General features: G+C 60.3%; 12 protein-coding genes. 6 read left to right on the top strand and 6 right to left on the bottom strand.

What is annotated here, in order from left to right; translation table 11 throughout:
- Positions 1 to 113: 113 nt before the first annotated feature.
- On the top strand, positions 114 to 1,178 hold the full coding sequence (locus BBB56_RS13935) for a LacI family DNA-binding transcriptional regulator (RefSeq protein ID WP_123801544.1): 1,065 nt from the start codon (positions 114 to 116) through the stop codon (positions 1,176 to 1,178).
- Here BBB56_RS13935 and BBB56_RS13930 read toward each other — a convergent pair.
- The 5 genes from BBB56_RS13930 to BBB56_RS13910 form a co-directional block, all read right to left on the bottom strand.
- Positions 1,175 to 4,036: a bifunctional diguanylate cyclase/phosphodiesterase gene (locus BBB56_RS13930; RefSeq protein ID WP_123801543.1), complete on the bottom strand. Its 2,862-nt coding sequence runs from the start codon at positions 4,034 to 4,036 to the stop codon at positions 1,175 to 1,177. The genes BBB56_RS13935 and BBB56_RS13930 overlap by 4 nt on opposite strands.
- 132 nt (positions 4,037 to 4,168) lie before the next feature.
- Complete coding sequence (locus BBB56_RS13925) at positions 4,169 to 4,378, bottom strand: hypothetical protein (protein WP_123801542.1); 210 nt, start codon at positions 4,376 to 4,378, stop codon at positions 4,169 to 4,171.
- A 146-nt stretch (positions 4,379 to 4,524) separates the two neighbouring features.
- Positions 4,525 to 5,130 (bottom strand): cupin domain-containing protein, encoded by a 606-nt coding sequence (locus BBB56_RS13920; protein ID WP_123801541.1) that lies wholly within the window; start codon positions 5,128 to 5,130, stop codon positions 4,525 to 4,527.
- A 147-nt stretch (positions 5,131 to 5,277) separates the two neighbouring features.
- Positions 5,278 to 7,401, bottom strand: coding sequence for a putative bifunctional diguanylate cyclase/phosphodiesterase (locus BBB56_RS13915; protein ID WP_123801540.1), 2,124 nt, complete (start codon positions 7,399 to 7,401; stop codon positions 5,278 to 5,280).
- A gap of 153 nt (positions 7,402 to 7,554) precedes the next feature.
- Positions 7,555 to 9,594, bottom strand: a complete 2,040-nt coding sequence (locus tag BBB56_RS13910; protein ID WP_123801539.1) for a putative bifunctional diguanylate cyclase/phosphodiesterase — start codon at positions 9,592 to 9,594, stop codon at positions 7,555 to 7,557.
- 533 nt (positions 9,595 to 10,127) lie between these two features.
- On the opposite strand from BBB56_RS13910, the gene BBB56_RS13905 reads away from it, so the two are divergent.
- Genes BBB56_RS13905 through BBB56_RS13885 form a run of 5 tightly spaced genes read left to right on the top strand, consistent with a single transcriptional unit; the run spans position 10,128 to position 15,368 of the window.
- On the top strand, positions 10,128 to 10,697 hold the full coding sequence (locus BBB56_RS13905) for a spore coat protein U domain-containing protein (RefSeq protein WP_123801538.1): 570 nt from the start codon (positions 10,128 to 10,130) through the stop codon (positions 10,695 to 10,697).
- Positions 10,698 to 10,746: 49 nt separating this feature from the next.
- Positions 10,747 to 11,235, top strand: a complete 489-nt coding sequence (locus tag BBB56_RS13900; RefSeq protein ID WP_233593041.1) for a Csu type fimbrial protein — start codon at positions 10,747 to 10,749, stop codon at positions 11,233 to 11,235.
- 24 nt (positions 11,236 to 11,259) lie between these two features.
- Positions 11,260 to 11,949, top strand: coding sequence for a fimbrial biogenesis chaperone (locus tag BBB56_RS13895; RefSeq protein ID WP_370661863.1), 690 nt, complete (start codon positions 11,260 to 11,262; stop codon positions 11,947 to 11,949).
- Positions 11,950 to 14,400, top strand: a complete 2,451-nt coding sequence (locus BBB56_RS13890; protein ID WP_123801536.1) for a fimbria/pilus outer membrane usher protein — start codon at positions 11,950 to 11,952, stop codon at positions 14,398 to 14,400.
- Entirely contained in the window at positions 14,397 to 15,368 is a 972-nt protein-coding gene (locus tag BBB56_RS13885; RefSeq protein WP_123801535.1) for a Csu type fimbrial protein, read from the top strand. Before BBB56_RS13890 ends, BBB56_RS13885 begins: the two co-directional genes overlap by 4 nt.
- On the opposite strand, the gene BBB56_RS13880 is transcribed toward BBB56_RS13885, so the two are convergent.
- Entirely contained in the window at positions 15,365 to 16,684 is a 1,320-nt protein-coding gene (locus BBB56_RS13880; protein WP_123801534.1) for an MFS transporter, read from the bottom strand. The genes BBB56_RS13885 and BBB56_RS13880 overlap by 4 nt on opposite strands.
- Positions 16,685 to 16,930: the final 246 nt, after the last annotated feature.

Raw genomic sequence — 16,930 nt, 5'->3', positions numbered from 1 at the left:
CTTTTTTCATGGCAAACTTTCTGGCGCGGCTAAAGCCGCTTCCTTGCCTTATCTGACGCGATTCAGCACTTAATGAAAATTTTTTCATCAGCAGATTTGAGGACGATCACAAAATGAAACAAAGGCTGAAAATCAGCGAAATTGCCGCGCTGAGCGGCGTCTCAATCAGCACCGTTTCGCGCGTGCTTGCGGGTAAAGCCAATACCCGCGCCAGCACGCGCGACAAGGTACTGGCGGTGGCGCAGCAGCAGGGCGTGCTGGATAACCTGCACAGCGGTCGTCTGCTGCTCAATACGCTGATGGTATTCGCGCCGTCGCGCGCTTTTGACGCGCGCAGCGACATCTTTTATTACAAGGTAATTCAGGGCATTGCGCAGGCCGTTGAGCCGCACGAGGTGCGTCTGCGCTACTGCGCGCTGGAAGAGAATGAGAGCGATACCGCGCTGTTTCTGGAGAAGATGCAGCAGACGGACGCCGCGCTGCTGGTGGGAATTGACGATGGACATATCCACCAGCTTGCGGCCGAGATGAATAAACCCTGCGTGTTAATCAATGCGCTGGATCGACGGATGCGGCTGCCCTCAGTTTCACCCCATCATCAGCTGATTGGCGAGAGCGCCGCGCGCTATCTGTTCGAACAGGGGCACCGGCAAATTTTGTCGCTGCACTGCCTGCGGCGCTACACCATGGAGCAGCGCTTGCAGGGGGTGCGGGACGCCTGGCACGCGATGAATCTGCGTTTTGACAGCCGCCAGCATCTGCTGACGCTGACCAGTTTTAGTCGCCTGGAGGCGGCGGAAAGGCTAGGCGAATACCTGAAGCACTGCCCCCGCGCCCAGCGCCCTACGGCGATACTGGCCAGCGGCGACTATATCGCCGCCGGCGCGGTGGAAGCGCTACAGCAGGCCGGCCTGCGCGTGCCGCAGGATATTTCGGTGATGAGCATGGACGGCTTCAACCTCGCCGCCATTCACGACATTCCCCTGACCTCGGTGCAGGTGCCGCGCGACGAGCTGGGCGCGGAAGCGGTGCGCATGGTGCAGACGATGCGCCTGAACCCGCAGGCCCTGCCCGGCACGCTGCTGCTGCACGGCAAGCTGGTGGTGCGCGAGTCGGTGCGCCGCATTCGCGACAACCTCAGCCACGCGCCGGTGCAGCAGCACGGCCTGTACGATTAAGAGGGACTCTCCAGCGCTTTCAGCCGCAGCTCCGACGGCTGCGGACGGCCGAAGTAGTAGCCCTGGAACAGCGTGCAGCCCTCTTCGCGCAGCTTCGCAAACTGCTCGCTGTTCTCCACGCCTTCGGCGGTGATCTGGATGTCCAGGCTGCGGCTCATACCAGTGATGGCGCGGATAATGGCCAGCGCCTCGCGGCTGTCGCCCATGTCGTTGATAAAGGATTTGTCGATTTTGATTTTGTCGAACGGGAAAGAGCGCAGATAGCTCAGCGACGAATAGCCGGTACCGAAATCGTCGAGCGCGATCTGCACGCCCAGTTTTTTCAGACTCTCCAGCGTGCGGATATTGCCGAGCGAGTCGTCGAGCAGCACCGATTCGGTGATCTCCACCTCCAGCCGCCCCGGCTCCAGTCCGGAGTCGCGCAGCGCGGCTTCGACCACAGAGACCAGCGAGCTGTTTTTAAACTGAAGCGGCGACAGATTCACTGACACCGACTGCTTGCCTTCCCAGGTGGTGGCTTCGCGGCAGGCTTCATAGAGGGCATAGGCGCCGAGCATATGAATCAGCCCGCTCTCTTCCGCAATGGGAATAAAGTCGTTTGGCATAATCAGCCCTTTCACCGGGTGATGCCAGCGCATCAGCGCCTCGTAGCCGATAATCGACTGCACCGCTTCCCCATCGGTAATCGGCTGATAGTAAAGCTTGAGCTGGCGGCCGCCGATCGCCTCGCGCAGATCGTTCTCAATCACGCGGCGGCTGCGCGCGATATCATCCATCGCCAGCGTAAAGTGCTCGTAGCGGTTACGGCCGTTGCGCTTGGCCTCGTAGAGCGCCATATCGGCGCAGCGCAGCATCTGCTCCGGCGTGTTAGTGAGGGTGGCGCTCAGGGCAATCCCCACGCTAAGACCGACGCTCAGGTTATGGCCTTCGATATTGACCGGCGGCCGTATCGCCTCAATCAGCCGCTGCGCGACGATGGCCGCTTCCTCTGCGCTACCCACTGAAGGCAGGACGATAGCAAACTCGTCGCCGCCGATACGCGCCAGGGTGTCGCGGTCGCGCAACGTGCCGCGCAGGCGTTTGGCAATGGCGCGCAGCAGCTCGTCGCCTATCTGGTGGCCGAGCGCATCGTTGACGTTTTTAAAGTTGTCGAGGTCCAGACAGAGCGTGGCGGTCTGCCGCCCTGCCTGGGTGTCGCTGCGCAGCGCCTCGCTCAGGCGCTGACGGAAAAGAATCCGGTTCGGCAGGCTGGTGAGATTATCGTGATGCGCCATATGGTGAATGCGGGCGTCGGCGGCGCGCTGATCGGTGACATCCTCGACGATCAGCATAACGTAGTTCTGCCGGGCGTCCTGTCCTTTGATAGTGGTGGCGCGGGTATGCAGAATGCGTTCGCCGCTGGCGGTCAGCAGCAGCTGTTCGCGTTCATGGATCCCCTCGCTGCGCAGCGCGATATCCGCCAGGCTGTTGAAGTAGTCGCTGAGTTCGGCCGACATGCATTCGTGCGGCCTTTTGTTAACCAGCAGCGCCTTCGCCACGCCGAACAGCTTTTCGGCCCGGTCGTTGACCAGCAGGATTTCACGGGTAACGGCGTCTTCCACCACCACGCAGGAGGGAATATTGGCGATGATATTGTCGAGAAACTTCGACAGCGCCGACATCTTTGCGCTCTGCGATTCGGCGAGATCTTTGGCGCGCAGCAGCTGCTGCTGCTGCTCGCGGCGCTCGGTGATGTCGCGGGTGATCTTGGCGAAGCCGATGAGCCGTCCTTCGTCGTTATGGATAGCGTCAATCACGACGTGCGCCCAGAAGGCGCTGCCATCTTTGCGATAGCGCCAGCCCTCATCTTCGAACCGGCCGCTGGCCAGCGCGATGGCGAGGTTGGCGTCAGGGGTGCGCTGCATCCGCTCCTGCGCGCCGTAAAACACTGAAAAGTGCTGACCGATGATTTCGTCGGCAAGATAGCCTTTGGCGCGCTGCGCTCCGACGTTCCAGTTCACCACATGTCCCTGGATGTCCAGCATATAGATAGCGTAATCGGTGACGCCCTCTACCAGCAGACGAAAGCGCTGCTCCTGTTCACGCTGCGCGCGCAGCAGCGCCTGCTGTTCGGTGCAGTCGCGCGTGATCTTGGCGTAGCCAATCAGTTTGCCGTTGTCGTCGCGCACCGCATCGATGATGACATGCGCCCAGAAGGCGCTGCCGTCTTTGCGATAGCGCCAGCCCTCATCTTCGAAACGCCCGGTGCGAAACGCCGTTTGCAGGTTCTTTTCCGGAATGTGCGCCTGACGATCTCTGGCGCTATAGAAGCGGGAGAAGTGCTGGCCGACGATCTCTTCCGCCACGTAGCCTTTGGCGCGCTGCGCGCCGGCGTTCCAGTTCACCACCAGACCGTCGTGATCCAGCATATAAATGGCGTAGTCCGTGACGCCCTCCACCAGCAGGCGAAAACGCGCCTCCTGTTCGCGCTGTTTGCGCTGTTGCGCCTGCTGTTCGGTGCAGTCGCGGGAAATTTTGGCGAAGCCGATCAGCTCGCCGTGCTCATCGCGGATCGCGTCGATGACCACATGCGCCCAGAAAGCGCTGCCGTCTTTGCGATAGCGCCAGCCCTCTGTTTCAAAACTGCCGGTACGCGCGGCCGTCTCCAGACCGCGCTGCGGCAGCCCGTTAAGCCGCTCGCTTTCGCTGTAAAACAGCGAAAAATGCTGCCCGACAATTTCATCCGACGTATAACCTTTCGCGCGCTGCGCGCCCGCGTTCCAGTTAGCGACGGTGCCATCGGGTTTAAGCATGTAGATGGCGTAGTCGATCACGCTCTGCACCAGCAATCGATACATGACATCAGCGTTTTTATCCATTGTTATTAGCCTGTTGCTGCGCTGTCTGAAGTTTCCCAAAAAAACTTAAGAAAAGTCTTAATATTTTCTCGACTACAGCGGAAAAGCCAGATTTTGACAAGCAATAATAGTCTGATGACGAAAGTTAGTAGGTCAGTTATCGGCGGTGGCGAGAAAATGTTCAATGGTAAATTGCCGGGTGAAAATGGCATAACGATGGCGAAAAAGCACGGCTGGAGCGCGGCGCGATGAGGTCTTGATAAAGGGGCTATGGCCATTGGCAAGTCCGTTAGTGGCGGCGCGGCGTAACGCGTACGTCAGCCGCAGGCATGCAGACAGAGAGGCATCAGCCGCTGCGGCCATTTTCAGCTCGTGGCGCGACGCCAGGCTAAAACGCCTCGCGATGCCGCGCCAGCGTCGGACAGCCGCTTTAGCGCCCTGCCCGCCAGTAGCGTTGCGCGATGCCGCAAAGCGGATCGAATGTGTTCAGACGCATGGCGCCGCGGGCGTTAAAAATGGTCGGCGATCGGCAGCCAGATTTCGGTCAGCGCCCCCTCTTTGCCGGTAAAGGGATCGCGCTTTGGCAGCGGCACCTGCTTCACCTGCTCCAGCGCCGCGCGCAGCTTACCCGGCTCATCGCGGCTGGTCTGCGGCTCAAACCCTTCCGGATAGGCGCCGACCACCATAAAATCGTCGCTGGCGTAAACCTGTTTATGGCCCACGCCCGCCGGGATCAGTACCGCATCCCCCGCGCGCAGCGTCACCATGCGGCCCGTGTCGCCGCCGAACAGGACTTCAGCCCAGCCCTCGGCCACGCCCAGCAGTTCATGGGTATTGGGATGGTAATGGGTATAGGGAAAAATATCGTAGCGCCACGCCGGCGGCCAGCCGTTACGGGCAAAGGTCTGCTCGAACCAGCCGGCGAGGTCAGGCTCTTCCTCCTGCATCTCATCCAGCGCGACGCGCGGCCAGATGATCAGCGGCAGAGGATTATTGGGCACGCCGCCCGACGGGCTGGCGAGCATCAGGTGTTGCGGATTGTTCGACGACCCGGCGGCAAAGGTGCCCGCAGCGAAGGACATCAGCAACAACAGACTGGAAGAAGAGGCAGTCATACAGGTTCTCCGGTTAGCTTTCAGCTAAGTGTGGCAAAACCCGAAGCCGTTGCAATGTGCGCCCGCCAGCAAATCTTTGATAAAACATGATTTTGCTAACCAAACACAAATATCAAAGCAACAATTCTGCTACTTTTCGCTGCCGGACTAATCCGGCAGCGCCTCACAGAGGGCGCGGGCCGATGTGGCGCTGCGGCTCGGCTCCGCTTCTGGCGCAAAATCAGGCAGCTCTTCGACTTTTTCCGGCGGCAGGGGTTTCCCCAGCAGATAGCCCTGAAGCGTATTGCAGCCCAGGCCGGTTAAAAAAGCCTGCTGCTCCGCCGTTTCCACCCCTTCCGCCACCACTTTCAGATCCAGCGACTGCGCCAGCGCCACGATCGCGGAAACGATGGTGGCGTCTTCTGTCTGATGTTGCAGCTCGTTGACAAAGGCGCGGTCGATCTTCAGTTCGCTGGCTGGCAAACGCTTGAGATAAAGCAGGCTTGAATAGCCGGTGCCAAAGTCATCAATCGAGGCTTTAACCCCCAGCTGCGTCAGTTCGGTGAGGATGCGCACGCTCTCATCGGGATCGCGCATCGCGGTGGTTTCGGTAACCTCCAGCGTCAGCTGTTCAGGGGGAATGTCATGCGTTGCCAGCGCCTCGGTCACCGTCTCCACCAGGTTATTCTGTTCAAACTGTAGCGCCGACAGGTTCACGGCTACCGACCAGTTGCTGTGGCCCTGCTGATGCCACACATGCAGCTGACGGCAGGCTTCATTAATAACCCAGCAGCCGATAGCCACAATCATCCCGGTCTTTTCCGCCAGCGGCAGAAAGATGTCCGGCGTCAGCAGGCCGCGGGTCGGATGCTGCCAGCGCAGCAGCGCTTCGAAACCGATAATCGGGCCGCGCGGCGCGCAGTATTTTGGCTGGTAAAACAGCCGCAGCTCCTGATTTTCCATCGCGTGCCATAAATCGTTATTCAGCTGGAGCTGGGACTGCGCCAGCGTATTCATCGAAGGCTGAAAGAAGTTGTGGCCGTTGCGCCCGTTATTTTTGGTGTGGTACATGGCGGCATCCGCGTTGAACATCAGCTCGCGCTCGTCTTTCCCGTCGCCGGGATAGACCGCGATACCGATGCTCAGCGACACCATCAGCTCATAGCGCGAAATGTCAAAAGGGCGCTCAATGGCTTTTACCAGCGCATCCGCCACCGTGGCGGCGTCGTTGGGGTCGTTGATCTCCATCAGCAGCACAAACTCATCGCCGCCCATGCGCGCCAGCGTATAGTAGCCTTTCATCTGCTCGCTCATCCGCTCGGTAACGGCGATCAGCAGGTTATCGCCGACGTGGTGGCCAAAGGCGTCGTTCACCGCCTTAAAGCCATCGAGATCCATAAACATCAGCGCAAACTGCGTGCGTTCGCGATTGGCCTTATTAATCGCCTGCTCCAGGCGATCCTCCAGCAGAATGCGGTTCGGCAGCCGCGTCAGGTTGTCGTGCAGCGCCAGCTGCGCCAGTTCACGGTTCGCCTCCGCCAGCGAGCGCGCCAGAATCGCGGTGCGCGCCTGCATACGCGCATCCAGCATCGACACCAGCAGGGTAATGCCGAGGATCGCCAGCGTCACCACTGTAACCAGAATCGCCAGCCAGTTGCTGTTTACCCCTGCCTGCATAATGTGGCTGTGCGCCGGAAAACTGGCCGCCGCCATGCCGGTGTAGTGCATACCGGCGATGGCGCAGCCCATCACCACCGACGCGCCGAGGCGTAATAGCGTAGTGCGGCCCGTAGTGCCGTCGCGCAGATTGAACGCCAGCCACAGCGCCGCGCCCGACGCCACCAGCGCAATCAGAACGGAAACGGCGACCCAGCCCCAGTTCCAGCTAATGCCGGGCGAGAACATCAGCGCCGCCATCCCGGTGTAGTGCATCGCCACCACGCCGCTGCCTAACACCAGCGCGCCGCCCAGCAGCTTTTTCAGCGGCAGCTCCCCCTGACACACCAGCCAGAGGGCGAAAATCGACGCCACCACGGCAATCGCCATGGAAAGAGCCGTGAGCGAGGCGTCGTAGCTCATCACCATTTCCATGGTCATCGACAGCATGCCGATAAAGTGCATCGCCCAGATGCCGACGCCCATGGCGAAGCCGCCGCCAAACAGCCATACCAGCGCAACTTTGCCGGTTGAGGTCGCTACGCGCCCTGCCATGTCGAGTGCGGTAAAGGAGGCCAGCATAGCGACGAGGATCGAAACGATGACGGTAAACGAATCGTAAGTGGTCACTAACATAGTGAAATTCCGTTAAAGCCTGAACGCAGCTGTAATGTTGTTATGAAAAAGTCACAGGGATAAATTATTTGCTCAGGTTATCGGCAAAATGCAAAGCCTGATTAGGCTGCGACGATGAAAGCTTCCGATGTCTCTGAGCGTCAAAATCTATCGTCAGGCCGCTGTGTAATCGACGATCCGTTCGGCTGGCGTCGGTTTGCCCAGTAAGTATCCCTGTAAGGCGTCAAAACCGAGCCGGGTCAGCAGCCTCTGCTGCTCTTCGGTTTCCACCCCTTCCGCCACCATGCGCAGATTCAGTGTCTGCGCCAGCGCCAGCATGGCGCTGACCACGGTGGCGTCTTCGCTGTCGGCGCGCAGGCTGTTGATAAAGCTGCGATCGATCTTCAGTTCGCTGGCGTCGAGGTGTTTCAGATGCAGCAGGTTGGCGTAGCCGATTCCGAAATTATCGATGGCGACGCTCACCTGAATTTTTTGCAGCTCGCTGATGCGCTGCCGACTGAACTGAGGATCGCGCATGGCGATGGTTTCAGTGATCTCCAGCGTCAGCGACTTGCCCGCCAGCTGATGGCGCGACAGCGCCTGGCGCACGGTTTCCAGCAGATCGCGCTGGTGAAACTGGAGCGCTGACAGATTGACGGACACCGTCCAGTGCGCGTGTCCGTCGCGGTGCCACTGCTTAAGCTGACGGCAGGCTTCGTTGATCACCCAGTTGCCGAGGGCGATAATCTGGCCGGTCTTTTCCGCGCGCGGCAGGAAAACATCGGGCATCAGCAGGCCGCGCGTCGGATGCTGCCAGCGCAGCAGCGCCTCAAAGCCGATTAGCTCCGCGCCGCTGGAGCGAAATTTGGGCTGATAAAACAGCCGCATCTCCTGGCGCTCCAGCGCCTGCCACAGATCGTTGGCTAACGCCAGCTGGTGCTGCGCGCTGGCGCTCATCGCCGCCTCAAACAGACACCAGCCGTTACGCCCGCTGTATTTAGTGTGGTACATCGCCGAATCGGCGTTGAACATCAGCTCCTGCTTGCTGCTGCCGTGCTGAGGGTAAAGGGCGATGCCCACGCTGAGCGAGACGCGCAGCAGGTAGCGGTCCAGTTCAAAGGTCGCATCAATGGCGTCAACCAGCCGCTGCGCCAGCGCCACGGCGTGACGGCTTTCATTGCCCGGCGCCAGCACCACAAACTCATCGCCGCCGAGCCGCGCCAGCAGCATGCCCTCGTCGCTGAGCTGTCGGCGTAAGCGGTCGGCGACGGCAATCAGCAGACGATCGCCGACGACGTGTCCCCAGGTATCATTCACCGCCTTAAAACCGTCGAGATCCATATACATCAGGGCAAAGCCCTGCCCCGCCTCGCCGAGCGCAGCATCCAGCCGCTGCTCCAGCATGACGCGGTTGGGCAGCGCCGTCAGGTTGTCGTGCATGGCCAGCTGATGCAGCTCCTGATTCGCCTGATTCAGACGCAGCGCCAGCCGCGCCGCGCGCAGCTGCGCATCCAGCATAGAGACCAGCAGGGTAAAACCGAGGATAGAGAGCGCGATCAGCGTGACCCACACGGCCAGCCCCTGACTGCTAATCCCCTGCGTCATCATCATGCTGTGCCGGTCGAACTGCGCCGCCGCCATGCCGGTGTAGTGCATCCCGGCGACGGCGAAACCCATCACCAGCGCCCCCAGCGCGCGCATGATAAACAGATGTTTTTCCCCCTGACGCAGGTGAAACGCCAGCCAGATCGCCGCAGCGGAGGCAAGGTAAGCGATGGCGACCGAGAGCGCCACCAGCAGAGGACGCCAGTGCGGCGCGGGAGAGAGGCGTAGCGCAAGCATGCCGGTATAGTGCATGACCACGATGCCGGTGCCGAGCATCAGACTGCCGCTCAGCCAGTGGCGGCGGCGAAAGCGGGAGCCGCGCTGGGTCTGGGCAAACGCCAGCATACAGGCCAGGCAGGCCGCCAGCAGCGACAGTATCGTCAGGTTTCTGTCGTAATGCATGGGCATCATCATCGCGAGCATGCCGATAAAGTGCATTGCCCAGATGCCGATTCCCATCGCCATCCCGCCGAACAGTAGCCAGAGCCGCGCCGCCCAGCCGCGCGATACTGCTGCGCGCCCTGCGGTATCCAGAGCGGTAAAGGCGGCAATAAACGCGACAATAAGCGAAACGCCAACCAGAACGCTATCCCAGGTGACCAGCAGCATGTGCAACTCCTCCCAACCCGCCAGGAAGCAGGTGCCATATTGTTATCAACAATTCAATCGAAAACAGACGGATAAAATAGCGGCTCGCCGTGCGAGTTTTTTATTTTCAGGACCGGGTAACGCTGTGCTGTGTAGGGCGGATTTCAATTAGGACTTTTCCTGGTCTGGCAAGCAGAAGCGTAACTATGTCTGATTAATGTATGAACATATCATTGTTAACGAGGCGACGATAGAGGCCAAAACGCTCCCTGCTTTTCTTTTTTTTATAAGGCACAACATATTGGTATTGTTGGGTTATCGACCAGCATAATGAATTGATTAACGAAAAATTCGCGTCGCGCTTCACCGAGCGTCGCGTGCTGTTCTATATTAAATAAAATTTATAAAAATCACTTAGCCTAAAGCTAAGAAGATTCTTAGAAAACACGTAGTTTCTTTGCCGGCCCAGGCGGCGGCGAGCCTGTTTTATTTACTTTGTTAACTGGTCACCGGGTGAAAAAGCACTGACTCTGGATAATCGGTAAGGATAGATTATGAAACTCAAGCTTTTTCTGTTTGCCGCTGCGGGACTGACTACGGTATTGCCTTCTGTTACTTTTGCCGCCACCACGACGGGGACCATCAACGCCACCCTGACGCTGACTACCGGCTGTCTGGTCAACGGCCAGTCGGCGACCACTGGCGTTAACTTTGGTACCCTGAACTTCGGCAGTAGCGCGGCGACCTTCGATACCCTGAACGCCACGCTGGTGGGCGCATCGGGCAACGGCATCTATGTGCGCTGCACCACCGGCCAGACCTATAACGTTCAGGTGACCAGCAGCAACGCGGCGCCCGCAACCATCTATGGCACCGTCTCCGGCCAGCCGCGCTACCTGATCCTCGGCTCCAACAATACGCAGGGGATCGCCTATACCCTCTACAGCGACGCGGCCTTTACCACCGCCATCGCCAATAACACCAATATTGCCGCCAGCGGCACCACCGACCCGACGCTGGGGACCAACTACGCCATCTATGGTCGCGTGGTAGGCGGCGGCTTTAACCCGCTGATCCCGGCAGGCACTTATACCGATACCATTAACGTCGCCGTGAACTACTGATCGCGCCGTCGGGAGCCTTCGGGTGGCCGTGCCGCGCGCAGTGCGCACGCTGATCTGCACGCTGCCCCTGCTGACAGGAAGTCTTAGCGCCTGGAGCCTGCCGACCAGCACGTTTCAGGTATCGGCTTCCATTGTAGCGGGGTGCGTTGTCTCTGGTACCAGTACCGGCGTATTCGGCACGCTTGATTTTGGCTCGCAGTCGGGCGTCGCCAGCAACAGCGTCAGCGCCAGCTTTGTACAGAGCACGGCGATTACGCTTGCCTGTACGCCCGGCACCACGCTGAGCATGAGCATTAATGGCGGCAGCAACTACGGCACCACGCGCAATCTGAAGCACACCAGCAACACCAATACCGTGCCCTATTCCCTCTATACCAACGCCAGCCACACCACGGCGATCCCGGTGAATAGCGCCGTCGCGCTGAGCTATAGCAACGCCAGCAATATCACGTTGCCAATTTATGGCCTGCTGCAACTGCCTGGTCCGACGCGCGCGGGCGTTTACACCGACACATTGACCGTGACGCTGAGCTGGTAGCCGCATGATTAAAGGAGAAATGTCATGATGCGCGCCCTGTTGTTTTTTGTTTTCCTGCTGACGACGAGCGCCGAGGCGGCCAATTCACTGATGATCTGGCCCATCGATCCCAGTATTAATCCAGACGATAAAGCCAGCGAGCTGTGGCTGGAGAATCGCGGCAGCGCCACCACCCTGATGCAGGTACGCATCTTTAGCTGGCAGCAGGTAGGCGGCAAAGATCAGTACGCCACCCAGCAGAGCGTGGTGGCCAGTCCCCCGCTGGTACGTATCGAACCCGGACAAAAACAGCTGGTGCGGCTGATTAAACAGACCGCGCCCGACGCAGGTCAGGAGCTGGCGTATCGCGTGGTGCTGGATGAGATCCCTACGCCGCGCACGCCGGGCGATAATCAGGCGGGACTGAATTTTCAGATGCGCTATTCCGTGCCGCTGTTTGTATACGGCGACGGACTCACGCGCGATTCGGCGAAGCCGGTGCTGAGCTGGCAGCCGATCAGCGAGGGCGGAAAAGCCTGGCTGCACCTGACCAATCGCGGCAGCGGCCACGCCCGTCTCAGCAATGTCACGATTGGCGGACGCAAGCTGGGCGACGGGCTGTTTGGCTACGTGCTGGCGCACAGTGAAAACCGCTGGCCGTTAAAAAACGCGGTCAGCGGTCAGATCAAAGCCGACACCAATGCGGGCGAGTGGCGCAGCGCCCCCGGTCGTTAGATGCAGCGTTCCTTTCATCCCTGCGCGCTGGCGGTGGCCAGCGTCTGTAGCTGCCTGACGTCAGCCGCCGCGCTGGCGGAGACCTTTTCGTCGCTGCCGCCGCCGCCGTCAGTGGAGAGCAGCGGCGAACGGCAGCGCTATATGCTGGAGCTGGTGATTAACCAGCGCGAAAAGGGCGCGATTGTGCCGGTCGAGCGGCGCGACGGGCAGTTTCTGCTGCGCGCAGGCGATTTGCAGCGCGCGGGTATCCCGTCAGAGAAGCTGCCGGACCCGCAGCAGGTGAACGTCAGCCGGTGGAGCGCGGTAAAAGCGGATTACGACGAAGCCCGTCAGCGGCTGATGCTGACGGTGCCGCCAGCCTGGCTGCCCGGCCAGCAGATAGGCGAAGCGCGAAACGGCCCGCGCTATCCGGGCCGCGCCAGTACCGGCGCGCTGTTTAATTACGACCTTTACGCCACCCGCACCACCAGCGCCGGGACGCGGCTTTCCGCCTGGAACGAGCTACGCCTGTTTGGCGCTGCCGGACAGTTCTCCAGCAATGGCGTCTGGCAGCAGCAGATGGAGGGCAGCGCGCCCGCGCAGGATGACGGCTATCTTCGCTACGACACCTGGTGGAGCAACCAGGATGAGAACAACGTTATCAGCTGGCGCGTCGGCGATCTCGCCACCGACGCGCTGAGCTGGAGCAACAGCGTGCGCCTCGGCGGAGTGCAGATCGGCCGCGACTTTAGCGTGCGTCCCGATCTGGTGACCTATCCGCTCCCGGCCTTTGCCGGTCAGGCGGCGGTGCCTTCGACCGTCGATCTCTTTATTAACGGCTACCGCTCCAGCCAGGCTAACGTTCAGCCCGGTCCCTGGTCGCTGACCAATGTGCCCTTCGTTAACGGCGCGGGCAATGCGGTGATCACCACTACCGATGCGGTAGGTCGTCAGGTGACGACCACGCTGCCGTTTTATGTCTCCAGCACGCTGCTGAAAGCCGGTCTCAGCGACTACAGTTTCTCCGCCGGGGCGTTCCGCAATAACTATGGCATCAGGAATTTCGATTATGGCGATGCGGCGGCCAGCGGCTCGCTGCGCTACGGCGCGACCGACTGGCTGACGCTGGAAACCCATGCCGAAGGCAGCAATCAGCTGGCGATGGGCGGCGCAGGCGCGATGTTTCGCGTCGGCAGCCTGGGCGTGCTGAACGGCGCGCTGGCGCAAAGTCAGATGAACGGCGCGGCGGGCACCCAGTACAGCTGGGGCTATCAGTACAACAACAGCTGGTTCAGTGTCGGCACTCAGCATACGCTGCGCAGCCGGGAGTTTGGCAATCTGGCGCTGCTCAGCAGCCGCAGCGGCGACAACAGCTATACCAGCACCACTTACAGCCTGGCGCGACGCAGCGCTCAGTACAACGCCAGCGTATCGCTGAATCAGTACGGCAGCCTCGGCGCGGCTTACATTGACATCAGCGGCGGCGACGGGATGCATACGCGGCTGCTTAATCTCTCCTGGAGTAAAACCCTGTGGGGCAATGCCAGCCTCTACCTCTCTGCCAGCCGCGATCGGGAACAGGGCGCGTGGAGCGGCGCCGTTTCGCTGGTCATCCCGTTTGGCGAACACGGCAGCGCTTCGGTCAGCATGGAGCGCGATCAGCAGGGCGAGAATAATCAGCGGCTCTATCTGTCACGCGCGATGCCGAGCGACGGCGGCTTTGCCTGGGATGCCTCCTGGGCCAGGCAGGGCGGCGAAAGCGGCGATTATCGCCAGGGGAGCCTGCGCTGGCGCAACAACAAGATTGATACCTCTGCGGGTTTCTATGGCGACGATGACTACAACACCCAGTGGGCGGATGTCACCGGTTCGCTGGTGCTGATGGACAGCGAAGTGTTCGCCGCTAACGCCATCAACGACGCCTTTGTGGTGGTGAAAACCAGCTATCCCGACGTTAACGTACGCTACGAAAACCAGTCGATGGGGCGCACCGACCCCAACGGCTATCTGCTGGTGCCCTCTGTCAGCAGTTACTATCCGGCGAAATATGACATCGATACTCTCGATCTGCCTGCGGATATGACGACGCCAGAGGTTGAACAGCGGTTTGCGGTGAAACGCCAGAGTGGCTATCTGCTGCATTTCCCGGTGGAAAAGCTGCGATCCGCCAGCGTGATCCTGCACGATGCCAGCGGCCAGCCGCTGCCGGTTTCCAGTCAGGTGCTGCGCGAGGGTCAGGCGACAGAATATGTTGGCTGGGACGGTATCGCCTGGATGGAGGATCTGCGCGCCAGCAATCCGATCCGCGTCGCCACGCCAGACGGGCGCAGCTGCGCCACTGAACTGATTATCCCCAGCGGCCAGCCGCAGGCGCTAAAAACCTATGGTCCCCTCACCTGTCCGCTGCCGCCCCCGCCAGCGGGCGCGCCGGTGCCCAGTCCCGATAACGCTACCTCAGGCATTACTCCATGAAAAAACTTCTGCTACTGCTGCTGCTGCTCCTTCCGACGCTGTCGCGCGCCGCCTGCGGCTTGCCCAGCTCCACCGCCAGCTTTGGTTCCGTGACCACCTTCGTAGTAAACAGCACGGCGAGCGCGACCTCGACGAATGCCAACGTAAACTGCGGTTCCGGCTCATCGCTGTCGCTGCTGGGCAATAATCAGATCACCTTTCAGCTGACCGGAGCCACCAACGTCAGCGGCACGCGCGGCACGCTCAGGCGCAGCGGCGATACCGGCAGCGATAATATTCCCGTACAGCTGTGTGTTGACAGCGCCTGCGCCACCGAGCTGACCATCGGCGCAGCCGCCTATGTCTATAACCAGGCGGTGCTGGTTAATCTCGCCGGCCTGCTGGGCAGCCTGAATTTCGCTATTCCGGTCTACCTGCGGACCGTTCCGGGTCAGACCGTCGCTGCCGGCACCTATACCAGCACGCTGAATCTGGCGGTAACCTATAACATCTGCACCAGCGTCGGCGTCGGTAACCTCTGCCTCTCCCAGCAGACCGGCAGCGGGGTGATTCCCATTAGCGTGACGCTGGTGGTGACCAATGACTGCACCACCATTACCGCGCCCAATATCAGCTTCGGCAGCGCGCCGCTGGTCGGCAGCTTCTCGGCCGTTTCGCAGACCATTAATGTGGTATGCAGCAAAGGCAGCGTCTACACAGTGGGCTTAAGCAACGGCAGCTATGCCAGCGGCACGCAGCGTCAGATGGCGAGCGGCACGAACCGGCTGAGCTATGAGATTTACAAAGGCACCAGCAGCAACCGCTGGGGACCGACCGGCACCGACCGCTACAGCAGCGCAAGCGCGGCCAGCGTCAGTACGGATGGACTGACGCGCGGCTTTAACTACACCGCGCGCATACTTACGACGCAAACAACGCCGCCCGCAGGGAACTACACGGACAGCGTAGTGGTAGACGTGTCGTTTTAGACCGACGCGCCGGCGGGCGCGGCGCTGTGGCGCGCGCGATACTGCCTGACCATACGGCCAATCAGCAGCGTGCCGATTAGCCCGCACACGGCAGCAAAGGTCAGCCAGACGCCGGGCATGGCTTTATCGCCGGTCGCGTGGATCAGGTAGCTGGAGACAGCAGGCGTAAAGCCGCCGAACAGCGCGGTCGCCAGGCTATAGGCGAGAGAAAAGCCGGAGGCGCGCACCTCAGCCGGCATAATTTCCGCCAGGTAAACCACCATCGCGCCGTTGTAGCTGGCGTACAGAAACGACAGCCAGAGCTCAGCTTCAATCAGGCGGGCAAAGGTCGGCGCGCCCACCAGCCAGTGCAGCACCGGCCAGGTGGTAAAGATCATCAGCAGCGTAAAGGTAATCAGTAGCGGACGGCGTCCGATACGGTCCGACAGCGCGCCCATGACCGGCAGCCAGATCAGATTAGAGACGCCCACGAACAGCGTCACCAGAAAGCTCTGCTTGTCGCTCATCATCAGCACGGTTTTACCAAAGGTTGGGGTAAAGGCGGTGATCATATAGAACATCACGGTGGTGGTGACCACCATTAGCATGCCTGCCAGCACCAGCGCCCAGCTGCTCGCCAGCGAACGGACAATCTGCCGCATGGTCGGATGCTGCTTGCGCTGGCTAAAGGCTTCGGTCTCTTGCAGCATACGGCGGATCCAGAACAGAAACGGCACGATCATACAGCCGACGAAGAAGGGAATACGCCAGCCCCAGTCGGTCACCGCCTCTTTCGTCATCAGGTGATTCAGCAGCAGGCCGAGCAGCGCGGCAAAGATCACCGCCACCTGCTGGCTGCCTGACTGCCAGCTCACAAAAAAGCCTTTGCGTCCTTTTGGCGCGACTTCAGCCAGATACACCGAGACGCCCCCCAGCTCTACCCCGGCGGAGAAGCCCTGCAACAGGCGTCCCAGCAGGATCAAAATCGGCGCGGCGGCGCCGAGCGTGGCGTAGCCGGGCACCAGCGCGATAGTGAGCGTACCTATGGCCATCAGGCCTAGTGTCAGTAACAGGCCCTTGCGCCGCCCGTGATGGTCGATATAGGCGCCCAGCACGATGGCGCCCAGCGGGCGCATCAGGAAACCCGCGCCAAAGGTCATCAGGGTTAACATTAATGACGCGAATGGGTTGTCGCCTGGAAAAAAGGTTTTCGCAATGGCGGTGGCGTAGTAGCCAAACACCATAAAGTCATACATTTCAAGGAAGTTACCGCTGGTAACGTTGAAAATGGTTCGGGCGCTGCCCTGAGGTTTTTGTAAAGATGGAGAGTGGCTCATAGTGGCTTCCTGCGTTTTTTCTTCGTTTTAGCCTGACCCGGCCGGGAATAATGTGATTCAGCTCACCATTGCACTTTACAATCATGAAAACAAAGGTAACAAATAATTAACCTTGCAATGATGCAGCCCTGCTTACCCTTACCGGTCTTCGCCCTGCTCGCCGGGTCTGGCCGCCGCGATACAGGGCCAGCAAATGAGTAAGCAGCAGGGTTTGCCGAATCAAAAAATAGTGTTCATGAATGCCTG

Origin of the sequence: Candidatus Pantoea deserta (assembly GCF_003813865.1) — a bacterium.
Taxonomy (GTDB): domain Bacteria; phylum Pseudomonadota; class Gammaproteobacteria; order Enterobacterales; family Enterobacteriaceae; genus Pantoea; species Pantoea deserta.
The sequence above is the reverse complement of the archived record's forward strand: the minus strand, read 5'-3'. Positions and strand labels throughout refer to the sequence as shown.